The organism is Vagococcus sp. JNUCC 83, assembly GCF_053667615.1.
Genome location: NZ_CM132204.1, coordinates 2261153 through 2283421 on the forward strand (window position 1 = coordinate 2261153; position 22269 = coordinate 2283421).

The window sequence follows — 22269 nt, forward strand, 5'->3', positions numbered from 1 at the left end:
GCTGACCCAAAAGTCTCTAGAATAAACTAAAAGGAAGAAAATCTTTTTTCGATTTTCTTCCTTTTTTGACGTAAAAAATAGCACTATCCTATATAATTAAAGTGACGAAACCAACTAAAAAGGAGTGCTATTTATGTATAAGAATTATAACACGAAACAGGTTACTTTATCACTGAATTTAGATATTTATTTAGAAGAAAATGATATCGCTTTTGCGATTGATGAATTAGTAGAAAGTATCCCTGTGGATGTGTTCTCAGTTTTTGAGCATCGAATGGGAACTTCGTCTTATCATCCAAAAATGATGTTGAAGCTTATTCTGTGTGGCTACACTCAATCTATTTTTTCAGGAAGAAAGATAGAAGCTATGTCTAAAGATAGCATTCGTGCCATGTGGTTAACGCAATCACAGACACCTAACTTCAGAACAATTAATCGATTCAGAGTGAACCCACTGGTTCAACCGATACTTCAAGAATGTTTTATTCAATTTAGAAATCAGCTTGTTTCTCAACAATTAATTGATGAAGAAGCTATTTTTATTGATGGAACAAAGTTAGAAGCCAACGCAAATAAATATACCTTCGTTTGGAAAAAGAGCACACAACGTTATGAAGAATCTTTGAGAGAGAAGTCAAAGTCCTATTATCAACAACTTGTAGAAGAGCAAATTATTCCATCTATTTGTTCAGAAGATGATGAGTTAAACACAGAAAATTTAAAACAAATCATTGATGAGTTGGAAATGAAAGTAAGTGATTTAAGTACTAAAATTGAAAAGACTTCAGATGTTCAAGAGAGAAAAGAACTTCGTTCTGAGCGTAAAGAGCCTAAAAAAGCATTGAAAGCTTTTTCTGACTTTATCTATAGAAAGCAAAAATATAAAGAACAACATGATATTTATAACGGTAGAAATAGCTACTCTAAAACAGATCATGATGCCACTTTTATGAGAATGAAAGATGACCACATGATGAATGGTCAGTTAAAACCTGGATATAACGTTCAAATTGCAACCAATCATCAATACGTTTTAGCATATGAAACATTTTCAAATCCAACGGATTTTAAAACAATGATTCCCTTCTTAGATACTATCAAGAAATCTTATTTTGACTTACCTAAATACATTGTGGCTGACGCAGGTTATGGTAGTGAAGAAAACTATCAAGCAATTTTGGATGATTTTGAAAGAACTCCATTAATTACTTATACAATGTATCAGAAAGAGCACACTAAAAAATACAAACAAAGTCCATTTATTCCAGATAACTGGATTTATAATGAATTGGCAGATACTTATATTTGCCCGAATAATCGAGAAGTCAAATTTAGAAATTACTCTACTCGAGCGAAGAGTAGTAAAAATCGAGTGATTCAAAAAAATGGGAATTGGGAATATTTTAAAGCTCACGTAAGAGAGCTTTTGAAAGAGGATGTCACAGGAGAAATATACCGTCAAAGAAAAATAGATGTTGAACCAGCCTTTGGAAATCTGAAGGCTAATTTGGCATTCAATCGATTCTCTGTAAGAGGAAAAGATAAGATTTCACAGGAGCTGGGATTTGCGTTAATGGCACTAAATTTAAGAAAACTGAGAAAAAATAGGAAGGATATTAGTAAGAGATCACGAAAAAACAAGCATTCTGAAATGAGAGGTTTCATTTTGGAATGCTTGTTTTCTGTAAAGAGACTTTTGGTTCAGCCTCTTTTTTCTTATCATTAGTAAGCAAAAATAATGACTTACTTAATGTTAGCTGTTATAGTATAAGCATAACTTTAAATAAAAAGGATGGATTAACATATGTCAAATTTTGTAAATTTATTAAAGAATCGTCGTTCTATTTATGATTTAGGAAAAAATACATCATTGTCTAATGAAGAAATCGTGAGTTTAGTAACAGAGGTTGTAAGAGAATCGCCAACAGCTTTTAATTCTCAAAGTCAACGAGTTGTTTTTTTATTTGATGAAGCACACGAAAAGCTATGGAAAATGACGGAAGAACTATTACAACCACTTACTCCGCCTGAAGCTTTTGAAAAAACCAAAGCAAAATTGAGTGGTTTTTCAAAGGGAAAAGCAACAATATTATTTTACGAAGATATGGATATCGTTAAGGGATTGCAAGAACAATTTTCTCTTTATGCTGATAATTTCCCGATTTGGTCAGAACAAGCAAGTGGTTTGACTCAATCTAATGTATGGACAGCATTAGCAGAAGAAAATATAGGGGCTAATTTACAACATTATAATCCTATTATCGATGATTCTGTAGCTAATGAATGGAATATCTCAGATAGTTGGAAACTTAGAGGTCAACTAGTTATTGGGTCAGTTGAATCACCAGCGTTAGAAAAAGAATATATGGAAGATGGTACAAGATTCAAACAATTTAATAAGTAATACAAAATTCATAAAAAGTTCTTAATTGAACAATAAAAAAAGCAAATAATTGATTTATTATTTAAGCATACCAACAAAACAACCCTAACAAACTTTTTCATTTTATTTACTCCTCCAAAGTAAATAAACAACTCCTTGAGTCACTGACATGTGTGTCAGTGGCTTTTTTTGTAAATAAACATGTATAAATAAAAAGACTGATAAGTTAATTAAAAAAAGCTATTAGTCGATAATAATATAATAGTTGCATGAGGTTGAAATATTTTTGTAACATTTCCTTTATCTATCTGACATATCGCTATGTTAGAATGAATGGGTCGTTGAGAAAAGAGAAATTAATATTTATAGAATTTTATATAAATTAGACAAGTTATTTGGAGGAAGACAAATTGAAAAAAAATATTTTATCAACTATTATGGTATGTTCAATCGCATTAACAGCTGTGGCAAGCCCTAGCATTGCATTAGCAGATTCTGTTGATGTTCAAATTAAACAACAAGATGAAAAAATTAATGCGTTAAAAGGACAACAAGATAAAGCTCAAGCAGAAATTAATGCATTAGAATCAAAAGTATCTGCTGTTAATGAGAAAGTATCATCTTTGGAAGCAAAACAAGTTGAATTGAGCCAAGATACTGAAAAATTACAAGAAAAAATAGGAACATTAAAAGTTAGAATTGCTAAACGAGAAAAATCAATTCAAAAACAAGCAAGAGATGCACAAACAAATGGCCAAAATACTGATTATGTTAGTGCAGTTCTTGAAGCAGATTCATTATCAGATGCTATTAGTCGTGTACATGCGATGAGTACAATTGTTAATGCTAATAATGATTTAGTAAAACAACAAAAGAAAGACCAAGAATCAGTTGAAAAAAATATTCAAGAAAATGAAGAAAAAATCAATGAAATGACAGCAACACAAACAGAATTACAAACTCAAAAAGATTCTTTAGCTGCTCAACAAGCAGAATTAAACGTGTTAAAAACAACTTTAGCTGCAGAACAAGCAACAGCTGAAAGTGATAAAGCTACATTGAATAAACAAAAAGAAGAAGCTCAAGCAGCACAAATTAAAGTGTTAAAAGCACAACAAGCTTCATCTAATAAACCAGCAGAAGTGACAGCAGTTAAAGCTGAAAAACCAACAGAAAATAAAACATCAGAAAGTACAAAAGATTCTGTTGAATCAACAAATGAATCAACACAAGAGAGCAAACCTGTTGAAAAACCAACAGTAGATACAACTACACCGACAGTAGATACAACTGCACCAAGTACTTCACCATCAGGTAGTACATCATCTAACGGTGGCGGAGTTGATCATTCTGGATCAGGTAATATGTATGCAGTTGGACAATGTACTTGGTATGTGAAAAGCGTAGCGCCATGGGTTGGTACATATTGGGGAAATGGTGCACAATGGGGAGCATCTGCTGCAGCGGATGGTTACACAGTGAATTCAACTCCAGCAACTGGGGCAGTCGTTGTATTTGCCGCAGGTCAATCAGTAGGTGGACAATGGACAGCTGATGGAACATATGGTCACGTAGCTTATGTTGATTCTTATAACGCTACAAATAATACTATTACTATTTCACAAGGTGGTACAGGATTCTCATCTCCAACAGGACCAAACACACAAACAATTAGCGCATCAGGATATACTTATATTCATCGCTAAAATAAGATACGATTGAAACACATAGCTATTATTGCTGTGTGTTTTTTTGGCTCTTTGTCAACTACTGTTGGTAAGGATTAATACGTTAGAATTTAAGATCTAGAAAGCATTTATTTTTCTAGATCTTTTTTGGTGATGTAAAGGTAGATTCTTTTAAACAAATTGATAGTCGTAGCTTAAAATTATAAAAACTTCTCATGCCATAGGCATTACGCTTAATGACTTTAATGTGGTTATTCATACATTCTAATGGACCGTTTGAATAAGATGTTTCAAAGGTGTTTTTTATTTCTTCTCGATATTTTTTAAATGTTTTGAAAACAGGAATAAACTCTTTAAATCCTGTTGGTTGATTAATTAATTCCAAAAATAAAGAATAATCCTTTGTTTGAATCGCTCTTAAAATTTGTTGATAGGTGTTGTAAGCCTCTGTCAATTTAGAATCATAGGTAAGTAAGCGTTCAAGTAATTCTTTTTCAGAAAGATACGCTTTAAAGGATGGACGCCAATGCTGTTGGATATAATCTAATTTGTCATAGCTTTTTTGAAGTAATTTCCAATACTTTTTAATTCGTCTATAGATAACCCCGTTATCTTTATATTTTAATTGAGTCATTATTTTAATCCGTATCTTTTGAAATGCCCTGCCGAGATGTTGAACGAGATGAAATTTATCTAAAACGACTTTAGCGTTAGGGAACACTCGTTTAGTTAAAGTAATGTAAGGTTGATAGATATCTGAAACGACATAGTTTACTTGTTTTCTATTAGCTAGAGAGAAGCCATTAAAATAATTCTCAATTTTTGGTAATCTTCGATCAGGTAGAATATCAATTAATTCATTTGTTTCACCGTTCATCATAATAAAACTCATTGAACCAGCTACTTTTTTAACAGATTTAAATTCATCAAAATATAGTACAGATGGAAGTTCATAACTATACTTCTTAATCGGTTCATACCACTCTTTTAATACGCGAGAGACAGTTGAAGTTGAGACGCTCGTTTGTTTTGCGATATCACTCATGGCGTGTTTAGAGGTTAACTGTTTCGCAATGAGACGTTTTAAATTATTAGAAATACAGTTGTTTCTAGAAACAAAAGGGGTATCTAAAACAAAAGTCGTATCACATTTTTTACAAAAGAAACGACGTTTTTTTAATCTAATATAAGTAACATATTCAGAAACACTAGGCATTTTAATTAGGCTAGTTGTATATCCCCATTTAATAATATTAGAGTGATTACTTTGACAATGCGGACAGCATTTAGGGGATTCTTCTAAAAAGCCATGGAATATCCGAGAGAAAACGCCTTTTATTTTTTCAGTAGATAAACAATTTTCATTAAAAATAATATTTAGGTCTAGTATATTTAAGATATCTTTGATAGTCTGTGAATATGACATGTGGTATCCTCCTTAGTTTGTTTTTTCTCAATTTCATTCTAACGGATATCACATGTTTTTGTATACAAAAAAACTGTCGGTAACTTGTGTTACCAACAGTAGAAATTATAGAGCCGTTTTTTTCTATAAACTTTCAAATAATGATCTACTTTTTGCCATGAGTTATGAGTACATTAATTATATAAGATATTTATTAGGAGGAAGTAATATGGCAAATGACTTAAGACAACTATTTATCACTAATGATAATTATGATTTGTTTTTAAAAAATGTAGAAGAAAAACTAAATAATGAGGATCAGTTACCTACTATATTAGAAGAATTGAAAGAGAAGATAATAGAGGGTATTCAAGAGTTGAATATTAAAGAAAATGATTCATTGAATATATTAACAATAGTATTAGCTAGTGAATATTTTTCTCCACAAGATGTTTTTATATGTGATGTGCACCTAGTAAAAGATAATGAAGGAAATGTGTTCGTTAAATATTAGAATGAAGGAACTTAGTCAAATACAGACTAAGTTTTTTTGCTATAATGATAAGTATAACGAAGAAAAAAGGAGATTTATATATTAATATGGATGCGATAGATAAAATAAATCAATTTAGAAATGAAAGAGGTTTGCATCATAATAGTCAAGAAAAAGATTTAGCTATCTCGATATCATTAGAGGCTAATGAATTATTAGAGTTGTTTCAATGGTTAGATAATGATCAAGCTATTGAACAACGCGAGAAGTTGGAAGAAGAACTGGCAGATGTGTTAATTTATTCGTACACTTTAGCAGACAAATTAGGATTTGATATTAATGGAATAATTGACAAAAAGCTTATTAAAAATGCTAAAAAGTATCCAGTGAATAAGTAGGTGTTTACACATTAGTAGGGTATAATAAGAGTGTAAAATAGAGGTGTAGGAGGAGATAATATGTTTGAACAAAAAAAAGTGTATAAGAGTATGGAAAATAGACAGTTTACCCCACAGAGCTTGCTTGATGAGTTGTCAGATTTAAAACAATTTCAATTTGATAATATCTCTTATACAGGGATTAGTTTAAATATCGAAATGTTAATTACACAGTATCTACGTGATGATAAATTTAGATTAATTGAGGTAAAGGGTGGCTTAGCAAAAAAAAGCTATGACATGTGGTATCATGACCTATGCTTAGCAATAGACATTTTCAATCACTTTGCAGCATATACTAAAGAAAATTTTGCTATTTATCTTAAGGAAGCTAAACAATTTGAAGAAGAAACAGGACATTCTAACACATCTAAAGAGTATAAAGAATATTTTGAACAAGGAAATTCAATGTATTTTCATGATATGCTTCATATTGTGTTTGACTTGGCTCGTAAAATAGATTTGAGCATTGCTGATTTTGAAGAAGCTTTGCTTTCTGATGATGAAGACGTAGAACAGTATAAATTACCAGAAAAAGTGGTGTTTGATGGTAAATAGTAATGGAATATTTTTAATAGAGACATAATAAATAAGCTAATAATGTTGTTAACCCTCGATTATAGTAATCGATAAACACATTATTAGCCTTTTTTTATAAATGTGAACAAATTATGAAGTTATTTATTGAATCAATTAAGCGAGAAATAGAAATTTATCAGTGATTATAGATAAAATAAGGATAAATTGTGTGTTATTTATGAAGAAATATCCTTAAAATATATTGACTACGTTTTTTGCAAATGCTAAACAATAATTATAAAAAAGGGGATTTAAAAAAATGAAAAAGAAAACTATTGCAACATCATTACTTGCTATTTTAGTAAGTACATATGCAGCTCCATTTGTTTCTAATGCTGAAACAATTTCAGGTGGAACTAAAGATACAACAGAACAAGTAGAAACACCGACAGCATCAACAGAAGCATCAACAGAAGCATCAACAGAAGCATCAACAGAAGCATCAACAGAAGCATCAACAGAAGCATCAACAGAAGCATCAACAGAAGCATCAACAGAATCATCAACAGAAGCATCAACAGAAACATCAACAGAATCATCAACAGATACTAAAGAAACACCAGATACTAAATTTGGACAATCAGATATTGATGAAGCACAACAAATTGTTAATTTGCATAATGAATTAAAGACTTTAATTGATAGTTTACTTAACGATGGAATAATAGATAGTGCGAGACATACTCATTTATTAGGAAGATTAAATTCGGCTACTACTCTTGCAGATTTAAATAAGTTAAAAAGTGATATAAATGTTTATATTGTAGTTCCTGATAATCAATCAAAACTACCTGGTATTAAACAAGATGCTTTAAATAAAATTAAAGACTTGTTAAACTATGGACAAATTGATGATGCAACATACATGCAAGCACAAGCTGCTATAATAGATGCTAAAACAGCAGAAGCAGTTGCGCAAGTTATTGCTGATGTAGAAGCTACTATACAAGCAAATACTGCAACAACGCTTGCTAGTATCAAAGAAGAAGCAAAAGATCAATTATTAGGATGGTTTAATGAAGGATTATTAACACCAAACGATTATGCATTTTACTTAAATGAAATTAATGAGGCATCTGATGCAGAAGCAGTTGCAGCAGTTGTTGCTAACGCAGAACAGCAAGCACAACAAAATGGATTACATGTTGATTTGGATGCAATTAAAGAAACTGCAAAAGATCAATTATTCAATTGGTTATCATATGGACAAATCAATGATAATCAATATATTAATGGATTAAATGCAATCAATGAAGCAACAACAGCAGAAGAAGTAAACAGTATTATTGCAGGAATCCAAGCAGAGATTGATGCAGCAACAGCAGCTACTTTAGACCAAATTAAACAAGACGCAAAAGATCAATTGTTTGCATGGTACAATGAAGGTTTGTTAACAGCAGAAGATTATACTTTCTATTTAAGCCAAGTAGTGTCAGCAACTGATGCAGAAGCAGTTGCAGCAGTAATCGCTAATGCAGAAGCACAAATCCAACAAAATGGATTACATAATGATGATCCAGAAGATGTAACAAACAAACCAACAGCAACACCATCTGAAGATAATAAAACAGAGAATACACTAATCTCTAAAACAGAAGATACTAAACAAGAAGTTAAAAAAGAAACTATTGTAACTAAAGTTTCAAAAAATGAAGGTAATAAAAAATATGAATTACCAAAAACAGGTGAAGTAAACCAAAACTTAACTGCGTTAGGATTAATGTCAGTAGCATTAGGTTCTCTTGTAGCAGTAATTAAAAGAAAAAGAAGTTAAGGATGAATAAAAGTGAACGATCAAAATGAATTAGATAATAAACCAACAGAAGAAAATATCGCAGTTGAGCAGGATACTATTGATAGTGAAAATCATCAACGTATAGATGAGTCTAGACAAAGAAAAAAAACAAAAAATATTTTTTGGATTGTAGTATTGTTACTTGTTGTCATTTGTGGTGGAGTATTCTACTATATTAACAGCTCCTCGTCTAATAAAAAAGAAACTAAATCAACAGGTGTATCCGTTAGTTATTCTTTAAATGATAAAGATAAAGAAAAAGTATCGGATGTAGCAAAAGAAATTACTAGCTATTACGAAGATAGTAAGAGAACTAAATTAAAAAGCAATGTTGATACTTCTAAGTTGAAAGATTTGAAAAAAACTATTGATTCAGTTTCTGATAAAACTTTAAAAAATGAGTTTTTGAGGTTGTATAAACAACTAGAAGCTGATATAAATAAAGAATCAACAAGTGGTACTAATTCATTAGAAAGTTCTTCAGGCTCATTGTATTAAAATCCAATATCTTAAGCTGTGTACTAAAATGAGGCTGACTCTAAAATAAAAAAATGGGGATTTAAGAATGGAAATATCATTCTTAAATCCCCATTTTTGGGCTCAATGTCAAATCGTGTTGATGGACAATAATATTGATAAAAAAGTCTCAAAAATGAAATAGAATTAATTGGAGTGAGGGAAGACATTCTCTCGCTTTTTTATTTAACCTGAAAAACTTGATTTTGAATCAAAAAGAGGCTCTACGACAAATGATATGGATGAAGAAAATTAAGTGTACTTAAGCAACGAAAGCCGATTGGCTTTTGTTGCTTATTTATTTGTTTTTGAAACTGAGTAGTATTCTATATTTATAGTTTTGGAAATTTCTGTATCCATACGCTATTCGTTTAATTAACTTGATTTTATTAATTGATCCTTCTAACGGTCCGTTAGAAAAAGTGTTATTCTAGGTAAATGTTTTTTTAGAGTTCTAACTGAAGTAATCATCGAATCTGAAATCAACTCATTGCTCAATAATAGTAAATCAGAAAAGGCCTCGAAGTCATTTGTTTTACTACAGTAAAGCAAGTCTTGGTAGAGCTTATAAGTCTCCGTTAATTCCTTGTTTAAGCTAAGTAAATAATCCATTATATCTGTTTCAGGTAACATACGCTTAAATAATCGTTGATAACGATAATCTGTATAATTTAATTCACTAGAATCTTTTAAAAAGAGTTTCCAATACTTTTTAAGTTTTCTATAGTCTTTTAAATTACTGGAATTAGACGTTCTAAATTTACTCATTGTTCTAATCCGTGTCACATTTAACGAGCGACTGATTAATTGAACTAAATGAAAACGATCAATAATAACAGAAGCATTTGGAAAAAGTTTATTAACTAGCTTAAAATAGCTAGCATTCATGTCAACGACGATAGTCGTCACCTTATTTCTTATTTTTAAAGGGTATTTTGAGAAGTGATCCTCCAATGTAAGAGATTTATTATCAGGCAAAATATCAATGATTTGATGTGAAACAGAATCTGAATAGATAAAACTATATTTACCTTGTTTATTTTTGACAGATGTAAATTCATCAAAACACAAGTTTTGAGGCAAGTCAGTAAAGTTATTTGACAGCTCTTTCCCTAATAAATTAAGAATTCTACAGATTGTAGTAGTTGATACAAAATGTCTTTTAGCTAAGTCTTTCAATGAGACAGCATCGGACAACTCCATGCCAATAGATTGTTTCACTCTGTTAGCGATAAAACAGTGCTTATCAATTTCTAACGATTCAGCTATAAAAGAGGTGTGACATTCACGACAAAGGAACCGTTGTTTTTTTAATAAAAGATAGGTTGGATAATGAGCAACACTTAGCCACTTTATTCGAGAAGAAATAAATCCATTTTTTACAATAGAATAGTTTTCATTCTTAATCCCACAACAAGGACAAGCCAAAGGCTTATATGTCAGCGTTCCTCTATAAAATTTACTTCTCACTCCTTTTATCATTTTTTCTTCACAAAAAATAGAATCAAAATAAATATTTGTGTCTTTCAAATCCAGTGACACTCGTATACAATGGTTGTAAGGCATATGAATCTTCCTTTCTAAAATTTGGTTTTGTCACTTTAATTTTACCTGGAAAATTCGTATGTTTCTTTTTTTATCTAAATTGCAATATTAAGTTAGCCACCTAGGTAAAAACATCTAATTTTTTGTGTTATTCTATTAAAATCCATCCTTACCAACATGTTTTGATTTTAAGCTTTTGAATTTCTTCTAAAAATAATGTAGCTGGTTGTCTATAATTTAAGATTTTACGTGGTAAAAGATTAATTTTTTCAGTAGCCAGTTGAATGAATTGTTTTGAGTAGTTGCAGATTGGAGTTCCTTTCGGAATAAATTGTCTTAATAAACCATTATGTCTTTCATTTGTACCTCGTTCCCAAGAAGAATAAGGATGAGCAAAATAGACATTCGTTATTTGTTGGAGAGTATCATGAAGCGAGCTAAATTCACTACCATTATCAGCAGTAATTGATTGAAACATCTTGCTAAAATTAACTTGTCCGAACTCAGATTTTAATCGATTAACAGTATAACAAACAGACTCTTCTGTATGATCATCTAAAACAACAGTGATCATGTAACGCGTTTTTCTTTCAACAAGAGTAAGTATAGCATTATCATCTTTAGATTTTGAACCAATAACGCTATCTATTTCCCAATGACCAAAGTTTTTTCTATCATCAACTGTACTTGGTCGTTCATCAATCGATTTTCCTAGTTCTTTTTTATGCTTACGACTTCTTTTCTTTTTAGGTGAGAGTCTAATCTTCATCTTGAGATGATGGTTTCTAATAGGTAAAAAGCCACTATCAATATAATTATAAAGTGTCTTAGTAGAGACAGTCGGTGTATTCCAAGTCCTCATGGACTTGATAAAACCAACAATGGCATCTGGTGACCAATTAAAATCAATAATCTGTTTACAGGCATAATTAATAAAGTCAACAGCACTGGCTAGCTTAGAATTAGCACCACAACGCTTTCTATTTTCTATATATTTAGCTTGTCCTGTCTCAGCAAAATAGAGTTGTCTAGGCTTTTTATTTTCTTTGATTTGCGTTGTTGTACCACGTTTTAGCTCATTGTTTATTGTTTGATGGTGTCGACCTAATCGTTTACCGATTGCTCTATTAGAATCACCTCTATTATGCCAAACTTCAATAAGTTGTCTTTCTTCAAAGGAAAGATGTTTATAAGTCAATTTTTGTGTGGTATTCTGAATTTGCGCCATGATAAAAATTCCTTTCGTTGTTGGGTAGATACTTCAATGATACATGAATTTTTATCATGGTGTTTTTTTATTATTTTAGGGTGGCTAACTTGATTCTACAATTAACCGTTTCTTTTTTTATGTAAAAAAATAGATGCAGATGAATTTCTTCATCCACATCAAAAATTATACAGCCTAAACTCATCGACACAAAGAAGTTAACATTCGGTTGATGATGATTGGCAAATGAGAATAACATACGTTTAACAGTATTTTCAGAGACACTTTGGAATTGTGTGATTTCTTCACGTGATCGATTTTCCTTTAAATCAAAAGTAATTTGGTATTTAAGCTGTTTAGAAATTTGACAATAGTCATCTACTAAAGAAGTAGAAGCACTAAAAGTTGAGCACAGTTTCTACAAAGGTAACGTTCTCTTTGAAGTTTCAGATAGGTTGTGCGACGTTTAATTTCAATCAATTGACTAATGGTTTGATACGTTCCGTTTTTAATAGATTGATCACATCTACATTGTCTGAATTGCTTTATCTTCATTAACTAATCTTTCTGTAATCATGTTAACTGAGCCGTTGTTTCTCGCTTTGCGAGACAACCAATCTTCATTAAAAATAAGAGAATCATCTGTTAAATTGAGTAGTTTTCTTGTATTATGATCCATAGTGGCATTCCCCTTTGTAATTTTGGTTTTAGTCGACTTAATTATTACCAATAAGAATGCTTTTTTTCTACGTTTAAAGTAAAAAATCGTATTGATAGAATTTAATCTATCAACACGATTTAGTGTACAGCCGAATGATTTTATTTAATTTTACAATTGGCGTAAAACAAACTAAAAAGGGCTTATGAAGTATAAAGTGATTTATCATCCCTTTAAGTTATACAGCCGTGAAATTATATATATGTAGTTGGTTGCATGATGTTTTTTTAAAATGTATGATTGATTGCTTCAATAAATGTAAATTTATCGTTCTCAAAAGAGAATTTTAAAATACAACAATTTGAGAATGAAATATTTTTAACCCTTTCAAATTCTAACCAGGCTTGTATAAATAAATACATTGCTCCCCCATGACTGACTGCCAAGGTGCTGTCATTTTTTTCTTCATTCATAATAGATGTTAGAGTATCTACCATTCTTTTTTGGACTTTTTGAGAGGATTCCCCACCATATGGGACAAATGAGTCGCCAAACGACGTCTCACCTTCTTTTCGTTTAGGATTTAAGCGTTCACTTTCGCCTTCAAATAAACCAAAATCCCATTCTTTTAATCCTTTTAACCGTGAATAATTTTGATGTCCGGAAACGATTTCTAGTGTGTCACATGCTCTTTCCTGAGTGGAGGAATAGAAAGAGTCGATCTGTATATCGTTATCAATAAAATACTGTTTAGCAACTTTAGCTTGGGCAATTCCCTCATTTGTTAATGGAGAATCGCAGGAACCTTGAATTTTTCCAAGTTTGTTAAAAAGTGTTTGTCCATGTCGCATTAAAAAAAGTGTTTTTTTCATACATACATTCCTTTCTATTGTTATTTTTTGAATAAATTATTGTCGGTATAGACATGAATAAATTCATCTGTAAATGGGTGTACTAATTCTAATTCTTTAGCATGAAGATGTAGCCTTTTAGCTTGAGAATTAGGATTATACAGTGGATCACCAATAATTGGGTGATGGATACTTTCTAGATGAACCCGGATTTGGTGGGTTCTACCTGTGTCTAACTGACATTCTACTCGAGTTGTTTTTTTAAAACGGTCTATAACTGAAATATGAGTCACTGCATGATCTCCATGTCGTGTATCAATCACTCGCTTTCTTCTGTCATGTCGGTGCCGTCCAATCGGTTTATTGATAGTAAAATGGTCGGTTGTTATTAGGCCTGTTACCTCTGCTTCGTATAATCGATTAATCTTTTTTTGTTCTAACATTTTTCCAAGAATAGGTAGAATAATCGGGTTTTTAGCAAAAAGGATAGCACCACTCGTTTCTTTATCCAAACGATGTACGACGTAAGGTACTTGATCTTTACTATGTAAGTAATCGGTAACATCATTTAATAAAGTATCTTTTTCTAGTGGTTGGTTGGGGTGAGTCTTTTTTCCATAAGGTTTATTGACAATGATCATGTGTTCATCTTCCCATAAAACATCAACCAGGTGCCTGTTTCCTAAGATAATGTCGGGAGTTGAATAATCATCTTTTTCAAAAATCAGGGTAATGATATCTCCAGTCTGTACAGTTTCGTAGAACATCACTTTTTGACCGTTTTTTAAGACGTTTTTTCTTGTTCTTAGAAAATGTCTAACTTTTCTTGGAATCATCCATTGGTTTTCTAATAATTCTCTGACAGTTAGTTGATTAGCGCTTTGTGGTAATGTAATTGATAGTTGCATGGTGTGTTACCCCTTTTTAATTTTAAACGTTTTTTAAAAAAATACATGCAGTAATTTAATGTTTATTTGATAGACTTTAGTAACTTATGAAGATAAGTCTTTAGTCGTATCAGTTATTTACGATAATATGATACACTAAATCTATAAAAATTAATAGAAAGGACATTATCATGGAGCAAATTAAGAAATATTTAGAAGTGATAAAATCCTGGCTGATTAGGTTTGGTGTATGGTTTAAACCTCATTGGCAAACATTTCGAGTACATCAAAAAAGAATTTGGAAAAAATACCACATTAATAAAATAATCATATTAACGTTATTAACGATTACTTTAGTGACAAGTATATATTTGTTTTATTTAGCAAAAAGTATGAATGTGTCGGGATTAAAAGCAGGGTTGGAACAATCAACAACCATTTATGATAAAGACGGGGATGAAGCGGGGAAACTTCGAAAAAATGGGGGGACGTTTGTCACATTGGATAATATTTCTCCATATGTTGTAGATGCTTTGATTTCAACAGAAGATAGACGATTTTATCAGCATAAGGGATATGATGTAAAAGGTATTTTACGAGCGGCTGCTAGAAAAGTTATTCGCCGTAATAATAGTGGTGGTGGTGGGAGTACTATCACACAGCAGTTAGCAAAAAACGCCTTTTTAGATCAACAACAAACTTATACGCGTAAAGCCAAAGAACTCTTTTTAGCGATAGAGCTAGAAAAAGAGTATTCCAAAGATGAAATTTTAGAAATGTATTTAAATAAATCTTATTTTGGTAGTGGAGTTTGGGGAATACAAGATGCTTCGAAAAAATATTTTGGTAAAGATGCAAAGGATTTAACCATTGATGAAGCGGCAGTTTTAGTAGGGATACTGAAAGGACCTAGTCTTTATAATCCGATTGATCATATGGATTATGCAATGAATCGACGTAATACAGTCCTATCCGTTATGGTAGATAATGGCAAGTTAGATAAAACAACAGCAGATGGGTTAATGAAAGAGCCGATTTATTTAACAGATACATACGTTCCAGACAAAGAGTCTTATAAATACCCATATTATTTTGATGCGGTTATTTCAGAGGCGACGGATAAAACAGGATTAACCGATGCAGAGATTTCTAACGGTGGTTACAAAATATATACAGCACTAGATCAAATGTACCAACAAGGAATGGATAAAACATTTGCTAATGATAATTTATTTCCGCCAGCGGCCTCAGATGGTGCGATAGTTGAAGGAACATCTGTTGCTATTAACCCAAGTAATGGTGGTGTGATGGGAATTGTTGGTGGACGCGGTGAGTACACATATCGTGGATGGAATCGCGCGATTGATTCAAAACTATCACCAGGCTCTACAATGAAGCCTCTATCTGTTTATACACCAGCCTTAGAAGCAGGGTATAAGCCAGATGATATGTTAAAAGATGAGGAATTATCTTATTATGATGTGCACAATTTTTCTCGCACGTATAGTGGTGAAACATCTATGACAAATGCCTTAATTAATAGCTTGAATGCTCCAGCTGTGTGGCTAATGCATGAGATAGGAATTGATAGAGGCTATAAAAAAGTTGAACAGTTTGGGATAAAATTAGATAAAGAAGATAAGTATTATGGATTAGCATTAGGTGGCTTAACAAAAGGCGCTAGACCAATTGATATGGCGAATGCTTATACAGTGTTTGCCAATGAAGGGGTAAAAAATGAGTCTCATTTTATTACTAAAATTGAAGATTCACATGGCGTGATTATTTACGAAAACCAAAAACCAAAATCAACGAGAGTAACGACTCCAGAAGTGGCAGAAGAAATGACGAGTATGCTTCAAGGGGTATATAGCTCCGGAACAGGTGCTGCCGCTCAGCCGTACGGATATCAAATAGCTGGTAAAACTGGAACGACTGAAAATATTAATGCAGATGGTATGTCAAAAGACCAGTGGATGATTGGGTATACACCAGATGTTGTTGTGGCAACCTGGATAGGATTTGATAAAAGTGGTCCAGATCATTATTTACCAGGAAATGATAGCAGTTATATCTCTAATGTATTTAGAACAGAAATGCAAAATATTTTAGGAGCTTCTCCAAATACGCCATTTTCAGTTAAAGATGCCACACAAACAGAACAGTATATAGATAGTCAAGAAAGAGACCCATCAAAAAATGGGAAGTTAGATGGTTTAGGCGATACTATAAATGATGTCGGTGGAAAAATTAAACAAGGTGCTGATACAGTTGGAGAAGGAATTAAAAAAGGGTTAGATAAAGTTGGTGAAGCATGGCAAGGGATATGGGGTAGAGTAACCCAATAAGAGTAGGTTTTTTTAGCAAAACATGTTACAATATTAAGAGAATAAATTTCTATTAAAGGAGCATACATATGTCAAATAATATTTATGATAGTGCCAACCAAATCGAACGTGAAATTCGTCAAATGGATGAATTTTTAGCTTTAAACGATGCTTTTGATGCAGTAAAAGCAAACGAGGAAGCATTTGAATTATTTAAAGCATTTCAAGAACTACAAATGACATTGCAACAAAAACAAATGCAAGGTGAAGAATTTTCTGACGAAGATGCTCAAAAAGCGCAAGAGATGGCCGAAAAAGTTCAAAATGAAGCATTAATTCAAGATTTAATGCAAAAAGAACAAGCTTTCAGCATGATTGTTAATGACTTAAACCGCATCATTATGCAACCAGTTCAAGAGTTATATACGTTAGACTAATCGACATCATAATGGGTGGTTAAGCAAGGAGCTTAACCGCCTATATTTTTTATAGAACTTATTTTTTTACGTTATGAATCGCTAAAAGGAGTGTGACACATGAAATTTATTCATATGGCGGATTTACATATAGATCAACCATTTTCTGGTATCACAACAGAAGATGTTGGATTTCAAAAAGAAATTCAACAAATTAATTATAAAGTATTTGAGTCAGTTGTTGAGCAGTGTATTAAAAATTCAGTAGATTTTTTATTGATAGTAGGAGATACGTTTCATCAAGCAACATCGTCAATTTATACACAAAAATTTGTGATGAATCAGTTTGAGAAACTAAAAGACTCTCATATAAAAGTAGTCATGTCATTTGGAAATCATGATTATTATACAAAAAACCGTTATTGGTTTGAATGGCCTGCAAATGTTATCCTTTTTGATAAAGAAGATGTCACCACTAAAGAGTTAACTTTAAAAAATGGACAAACTGTTTCGATTAGTGGATTTTCATACCAACATCAATGGATTACAGATAATAAGGCACTAGATTTTCCAGAGAAAAGTCAAGAAACTGATTATCATATCGGGTTTTATCATGGAGAAGTCGCTCAAGAAGGTAAATATGCCCCATTCCTATTGTCTCAGTTAAATTCGGCGTATGATTATTGGGCATTAGGACATATTCATAAAAGTGAAGTATTAATGGAAAAACCGCTGACAATCTATTCGGGAACACCCCAAGGACATACTAGAAAAGAACGTGATACCAAAGGGGTAAGTCTTGTCGAAGTCGATGGCACAGCTGTGTCCCATCAATTTATCGATGTAAGCAAAGCAACTTGGATTCAACAAGATATTTCTTTAAAAGAAACAGCAAAGTCTGAACAGTTAGCCAAAATTGAAAAAGAAATTATAGCTGCAAAATATATGAAGGAAGTAACGTTACTGGTCGTAAAACTTAGTCCATCATCAGAGGAAGGCCTAAGTGAATTATTACTGCACAAAGAAGACATATTAGGCTACTTGCAACGTCAATTATTGCGTAAAACATCTTATTATATTTGGTTAGTTGATATCGTGTTTGAACCGATTGAATCAAATCAGCTTATTATGGGGTTTGAAGCGAGTTTAATTGATGATTTAGCTCGTCATTATTTACCACGTAATGAATTTTTCTCAATAGCAAAAGACATCGTACAACAACCAGTAATTGGAAGTAACATCACATTTGATGATGAAGATATTAAGCGTATCATTGAAGAAAGCAGTCAATTAGTGAAAGATAAAATGATATTTAAAAATGGAGTAGGCCAATGAAAATAAGACGATTATATATTAATGGATTTGGAAAATTTAATAATCAAGTCTTCAATTTAAAAGAGGATAACCAACTCATTTTTGGCGATAATGAATCAGGTAAGTCGACACTTTACCACTTTATTCGCACAATGTTATTTGGTTTTCCTAAAAAAAGAGACATGATACGAGACTTTACACCAGTAGAAGGTGCAACATACGGTGGGCATCTTATTATTGATCATCCTGTTCATGGTGAGTTGTATGTTGAGCGTTTTAAAGAAAAAAATAAAGGTCAAGCATATGTTCGTTTAGAAGATGGAAGAGTAGGAGATGAGCATTTGCTTACGTCTTTAATCTCTCCTTTGACGAAAGAAGTATTTGATGAAGTGTTTAGCTTTCAACAGGAGCAATTAACAGATTTAAATGAATTAGACGAGGTAAAATTACAACGGCTTCTTTTAACGGTTGGTTTAACAGGAAGTGAACGTCTAACCGCTATATCTAATGATTTTTTGAAAGACAGACAACAAATCTATAAACCATCTGGTAGAATTCCTATTCTTAATCAACGACTAAAAGAGTTTAACCGTTTAGAACAAAGCATACGATTGGTTGAGGAACAAGAAGTAACCTACCGAACTAAATGGAACCGACGTCTCGAACTTGAAAAATTATTAGAAAAAGAAAAAAAAGAGCTTGAAGAAAGTGTTTCATTGGAAAAAACATTATTAGAGCAACAAAAGTATTTTCCTTTGTACACTGAATGGCAAACGTTGAATCAAGAGACAGGTGGAAGAAAAGAGACGCAAGCTTCTGAAACAACGGTTAAAAGTGTTTCTGATGCATTACAGGAATATAAATATTTAACAAAAAAAGAAACGGAACTTTTAGAAAATCAGAGCGATATCATAAAAGACATCACACCAGCAGTTCAATTTTATTTGGAAAATCAAGACTTGTTTGATCAATTATTAGATGACCAATTAAGTGTACAATCGATTAGTGAACGTCAAGATGTCATGCAACAGCAATTAGATGCCTATACTTCTAGTAAAAAGGATTTATATGATAAATACCGCTTATCAGATGCTTTACTAGATGTGGTCATTGATGATAAAGAAGAAGCGTCGTTGAAAGAATTAGCAGAAGCTGAAGAAGAGCTGCTAAGAAAACAAGTTATTTTATCAAATGAAAAAAGTCGTTTGTCAATAAGGCAACGGAATCTGGATACGGAACTGTCCAAAACTGAAAATAAATTAGCTATTCCTGAAATGCATTCTAATAGTGAGGCGGAGCTAGAGGATAGTCCGTTTTTTGATTCGTTTACGATAAAAATGTTCTCAGGTTTATCACTTGCGATTGCCATTATGATGTTATTGTTAGCTGTTATATTAGGTCTAGCGTGGCTGTATATCATTGTTGTAGTGTTTGTCGGTTTAGGGGTATTTGGTTTTATGAAAGCCGCTAAAGGGGCTATTCATCATCCAGTTACACAAGAAGAAGCAAAATCTCTTTACAAACAACAATTAGGAGAAGCTGATCAGTTAGCTGATGAATTGAATGAGTTGGAGAAAAATTTAAGGAGTTTTCATGAACAAGAGTCATTAATTAATAAACAAAAAGAGCAGTGGGTTACAGCTTACGGGTTCCCGATAAATGAGACGGTGTCTATGTGGTTAACAACTGTACCTGTGTTTAGTCAGTTAAGAGATATCCAAAAAAATGAACAAGAAATGAAGCAACAACTAGAAACGATTGAACAAGCTATTGCATCCTATAAAAAGTCTTTATCATTTGCTAAAGAATGGATTCCTTTAGAAGGTAAAAGTATCAGAGAAAACTTCAAAGAAGTGAAGCTATTTGTGGATACACAAATAGAGGCAATTAATCGTTTAGAGGGTAGTGAAACAAGTAATATTCAAAGTGAATTATCATCTATTAGACATCAGAAAACATCTTGTCAAAAATTAATTAATGACTTAACTAATCAACATGAATCAACACCAATTGATGTGTCAAAAGAATGGTTAAACAGGCAAGAACAACTGACTCAAAATTCTCAGCGTATTGATGAGTTAGAACGACAACTAGAAAATGTGTTTGATTTGTCAAAAGATTATAACTTATTGTCAATTAATAAGGCAGTGATGCGTGTGAAGGCTGAGCAAGATGATTTTAAAGAGAAAGAGAAGGCCTACCAAACTGAGTGGCAACAATTAGATTATGATATGAAACAAATGGAGAAAAATGGTTCTTTAGATGATTTAAGACAGGAAAGAGCGACTCAACTAGCGCAAATTGAAGAAATGACAGAACAATGGTTAACATTACGTTTTTCTGAAGAGCTCGTTCAACGCATATTCCAGTATTTATCAGATCAACAATTACCTACTTTATTAGGTACGGTAACTGGGTATTTCAATTTATTAACTAATAAGACTTACCATAAAGTGTTAGTAAACGATGGGCAGTTATTTGCAGTTGATAATCAGCAAAGAAATTGGCGGATTAAGCAGTTGTCTACAGGAACAAAAGACCAATTATATATGGCATTTCGACTAGCGTTTATTCATCTACATAGTGAAGACTATGGTTCTCCTATCATCATTGATGACGGATGGTTGCATTTTGATGATACACGCAAAGCTACATTATTTAAATTATTAGATATGTTGGGGCAAAACAACCAAGTGATTTGTTTAACATCTGATACAACTATGAGAGATTACTTTGAGAAAAAAGATCAATCTGTGTTAGTTCTCGGAGAGGAAGAGGCTATATGAAAAAGTTAAGAGAGTTAGTTGTGGATGAAACGTTTGAGACGTTTGTGTTGTTAAAAAATGCGGATGTTCGGGTTGCAAGAAATGGCAAAAAATTTATTGCATTTACGTTTCAGGATGATACAGGGACGATAGATGGAAAATATTGGGGAGCCTCTGAAGAAGATATTGCTACATTCACTGCCGGAAAAGTTGTATTACTTAATGGTAAAAGAGAGCTTTACCAAAACATGCCGCAAGTTAAAATATTACATCTACGTCTAGCAAAAGATGGGGAGCCCACAGACCCTTCCTTGTATATGGAAAAGGCGCCAATTGATATTGATGAGATGAAACAAGAATTTAATGACTATTTGCTTGATATTACAGAAGCTAAGTGGCATCGAATTGTTCGTCACATTTTTGGTAAATACCAAAAAGAATTTTTCGAGTTTCCAGCAGCTAAGAGAAACCATCATGCATTTGCTGGAGGACTTGCATTTCATACATTAACAATGTTACGACTGGCTAAAGCTGTGTCTAATGAATATTCACAATTAAATCCTTCGTTACTCTATGCTGGAGTAATGTTGCATGATTTAGGAAAAGTCCATGAATTATCAGGTCCAGTTGCAACAGAATATACATTGGCTGGTAATTTGTTAGGGCATATTGTTATGATTGATGAGGAGATAACTAAAGCATGTATTGAGTTAAATATTTCTGAGTTAGATGAAGAAATATTAGTTTTAAAACATGTCGTATTATCTCATCATGGATTATTGGAATATGGTTCACCAGTTCGACCAAAAATTATGGAAGCAGAAGTACTACATCATTTGGATAATCTAGATGCTTCTATTCAAATGATGTTAGGGTCATTAAAACAAATTAATCCAGGAGAATACACGGAGCGTATATTTGGCTTGGATAATAGAAATTTTTATTTGCCTAATATATAAGAAAAAACGTTGAGGAACGAATGTTTAAGTTCCTCAACGTTTTT

The 22269-nt window shown here is 32.2% G+C and carries 18 protein-coding genes and 1 pseudogene; 13 read left to right on the forward strand and 6 right to left on the reverse strand.

Going from position 1 to position 22269, the window contains the following annotated elements:
- Positions 1–133: 133 nt before the first annotated feature.
- From JNUCC83_RS11115 to JNUCC83_RS11125, 3 genes are all read left to right on the forward strand, one after another.
- The gene (locus tag JNUCC83_RS11115) at positions 134–1726 is read left to right on the forward strand and encodes an IS1182 family transposase (protein WP_454460018.1); all 1593 of its coding nucleotides are present in this window, start codon (positions 134–136) and stop codon (positions 1724–1726) included.
- 78 nt (positions 1727–1804) lie between these two features.
- Positions 1805–2404: a nitroreductase family protein gene (locus JNUCC83_RS11120; RefSeq protein ID WP_454460019.1), complete on the forward strand. Its 600-nt coding sequence runs from the start codon at positions 1805–1807 to the stop codon at positions 2402–2404.
- Positions 2405–2793: 389 nt separating this feature from the next.
- Positions 2794–4089, forward strand: coding sequence for a CHAP domain-containing protein (locus JNUCC83_RS11125; RefSeq protein ID WP_454460020.1), 1296 nt, complete (start codon positions 2794–2796; stop codon positions 4087–4089).
- A 118-nt stretch (positions 4090–4207) separates the two neighbouring features.
- Here the strand turns inward: JNUCC83_RS11125 and JNUCC83_RS11130 are convergent, their stop codons facing one another.
- Positions 4208–5497, reverse strand: coding sequence for an ISL3 family transposase (locus tag JNUCC83_RS11130; RefSeq protein WP_454459351.1), 1290 nt, complete (start codon positions 5495–5497; stop codon positions 4208–4210).
- Positions 5498–5705: 208 nt separating this feature from the next.
- Between JNUCC83_RS11130 and JNUCC83_RS11135 the strand changes: the two genes are divergently transcribed.
- The 5 genes from JNUCC83_RS11135 to JNUCC83_RS11155 all read left to right on the forward strand — a co-directional run bounded on the left by JNUCC83_RS11135 (position 5706) and on the right by JNUCC83_RS11155 (position 9278).
- The gene (locus JNUCC83_RS11135) at positions 5706–5990 is read left to right on the forward strand and encodes a hypothetical protein (RefSeq protein WP_454460021.1); all 285 of its coding nucleotides are present in this window, start codon (positions 5706–5708) and stop codon (positions 5988–5990) included.
- Between the two features lie 86 nt (positions 5991–6076).
- Complete coding sequence (locus JNUCC83_RS11140) at positions 6077–6367, forward strand: nucleotide pyrophosphohydrolase (RefSeq protein ID WP_454460022.1); 291 nt, start codon at positions 6077–6079, stop codon at positions 6365–6367.
- A 60-nt stretch (positions 6368–6427) separates the two neighbouring features.
- Positions 6428–6964 carry a hypothetical protein gene (locus JNUCC83_RS11145; RefSeq protein ID WP_454460023.1) on the forward strand — a complete coding sequence of 179 codons (537 nt, stop codon included), beginning with the start codon at positions 6428–6430 and terminating at the stop codon, positions 6962–6964.
- Between the two features lie 280 nt (positions 6965–7244).
- Positions 7245–8759, forward strand: coding sequence for an LPXTG cell wall anchor domain-containing protein (locus JNUCC83_RS11150; protein ID WP_454460024.1), 1515 nt, complete (start codon positions 7245–7247; stop codon positions 8757–8759).
- 12 nt (positions 8760–8771) lie between these two features.
- Positions 8772–9278 carry an ABC transporter permease gene (locus tag JNUCC83_RS11155; protein WP_454460025.1) on the forward strand — a complete coding sequence of 169 codons (507 nt, stop codon included), beginning with the start codon at positions 8772–8774 and terminating at the stop codon, positions 9276–9278.
- Between the two features lie 316 nt (positions 9279–9594).
- Here the strand turns inward: JNUCC83_RS11155 and JNUCC83_RS11160 are convergent.
- From JNUCC83_RS11160 to JNUCC83_RS11180, 5 genes and pseudogenes are all read right to left on the reverse strand, one after another.
- A pseudogene (locus JNUCC83_RS11160) lies at positions 9595–10862 on the reverse strand (ISL3 family transposase).
- A 148-nt stretch (positions 10863–11010) separates the two neighbouring features.
- A complete protein-coding gene (locus JNUCC83_RS11165) occupies positions 11011–12069 on the reverse strand; it encodes an IS30 family transposase (RefSeq protein ID WP_454460026.1) in 1059 nt (352 codons plus the stop codon).
- A gap of 505 nt (positions 12070–12574) precedes the next feature.
- Positions 12575–12727 carry a hypothetical protein gene (locus JNUCC83_RS11170; protein ID WP_454460027.1) on the reverse strand — a complete coding sequence of 51 codons (153 nt, stop codon included), beginning with the start codon at positions 12725–12727 and terminating at the stop codon, positions 12575–12577.
- Between the two features lie 266 nt (positions 12728–12993).
- On the reverse strand, positions 12994–13578 hold the full coding sequence (locus JNUCC83_RS11175; RefSeq protein ID WP_454460028.1) for a histidine phosphatase family protein: 585 nt from the start codon (positions 13576–13578) through the stop codon (positions 12994–12996).
- Between the two features lie 20 nt (positions 13579–13598).
- Complete coding sequence (locus JNUCC83_RS11180; RefSeq protein WP_454460029.1) at positions 13599–14465, reverse strand: RluA family pseudouridine synthase; 867 nt, start codon at positions 14463–14465, stop codon at positions 13599–13601.
- Positions 14466–14635: 170 nt separating this feature from the next.
- Between JNUCC83_RS11180 and JNUCC83_RS11185 the strand changes: the two genes are divergently transcribed.
- The 5 genes from JNUCC83_RS11185 (at position 14636) to JNUCC83_RS11205 (ending at position 22225) form a co-directional block, all read left to right on the forward strand.
- On the forward strand, positions 14636–16792 hold the full coding sequence (locus JNUCC83_RS11185; protein WP_454460030.1) for a PBP1A family penicillin-binding protein: 2157 nt from the start codon (positions 14636–14638) through the stop codon (positions 16790–16792).
- Positions 16793–16860: 68 nt separating this feature from the next.
- Positions 16861–17208, forward strand: a complete 348-nt coding sequence (locus tag JNUCC83_RS11190) for a YlbF/YmcA family competence regulator (protein ID WP_454460031.1) — start codon at positions 16861–16863, stop codon at positions 17206–17208.
- Between the two features lie 99 nt (positions 17209–17307).
- Complete coding sequence (locus tag JNUCC83_RS11195; RefSeq protein ID WP_454460032.1) at positions 17308–18522, forward strand: metallophosphoesterase family protein; 1215 nt, start codon at positions 17308–17310, stop codon at positions 18520–18522.
- Positions 18519–21287, forward strand: coding sequence for an AAA family ATPase (locus JNUCC83_RS11200; RefSeq protein ID WP_454460033.1), 2769 nt, complete (start codon positions 18519–18521; stop codon positions 21285–21287). Before JNUCC83_RS11195 ends, JNUCC83_RS11200 begins: the two co-directional genes overlap by 4 nt.
- Entirely contained in the window at positions 21284–22225 is a 942-nt protein-coding gene (locus JNUCC83_RS11205) for a 3'-5' exoribonuclease YhaM family protein (RefSeq protein ID WP_454460034.1), read from the forward strand. The genes JNUCC83_RS11200 and JNUCC83_RS11205 overlap by 4 nt, the downstream gene beginning before the upstream one ends.
- Positions 22226–22269: the final 44 nt, after the last annotated feature.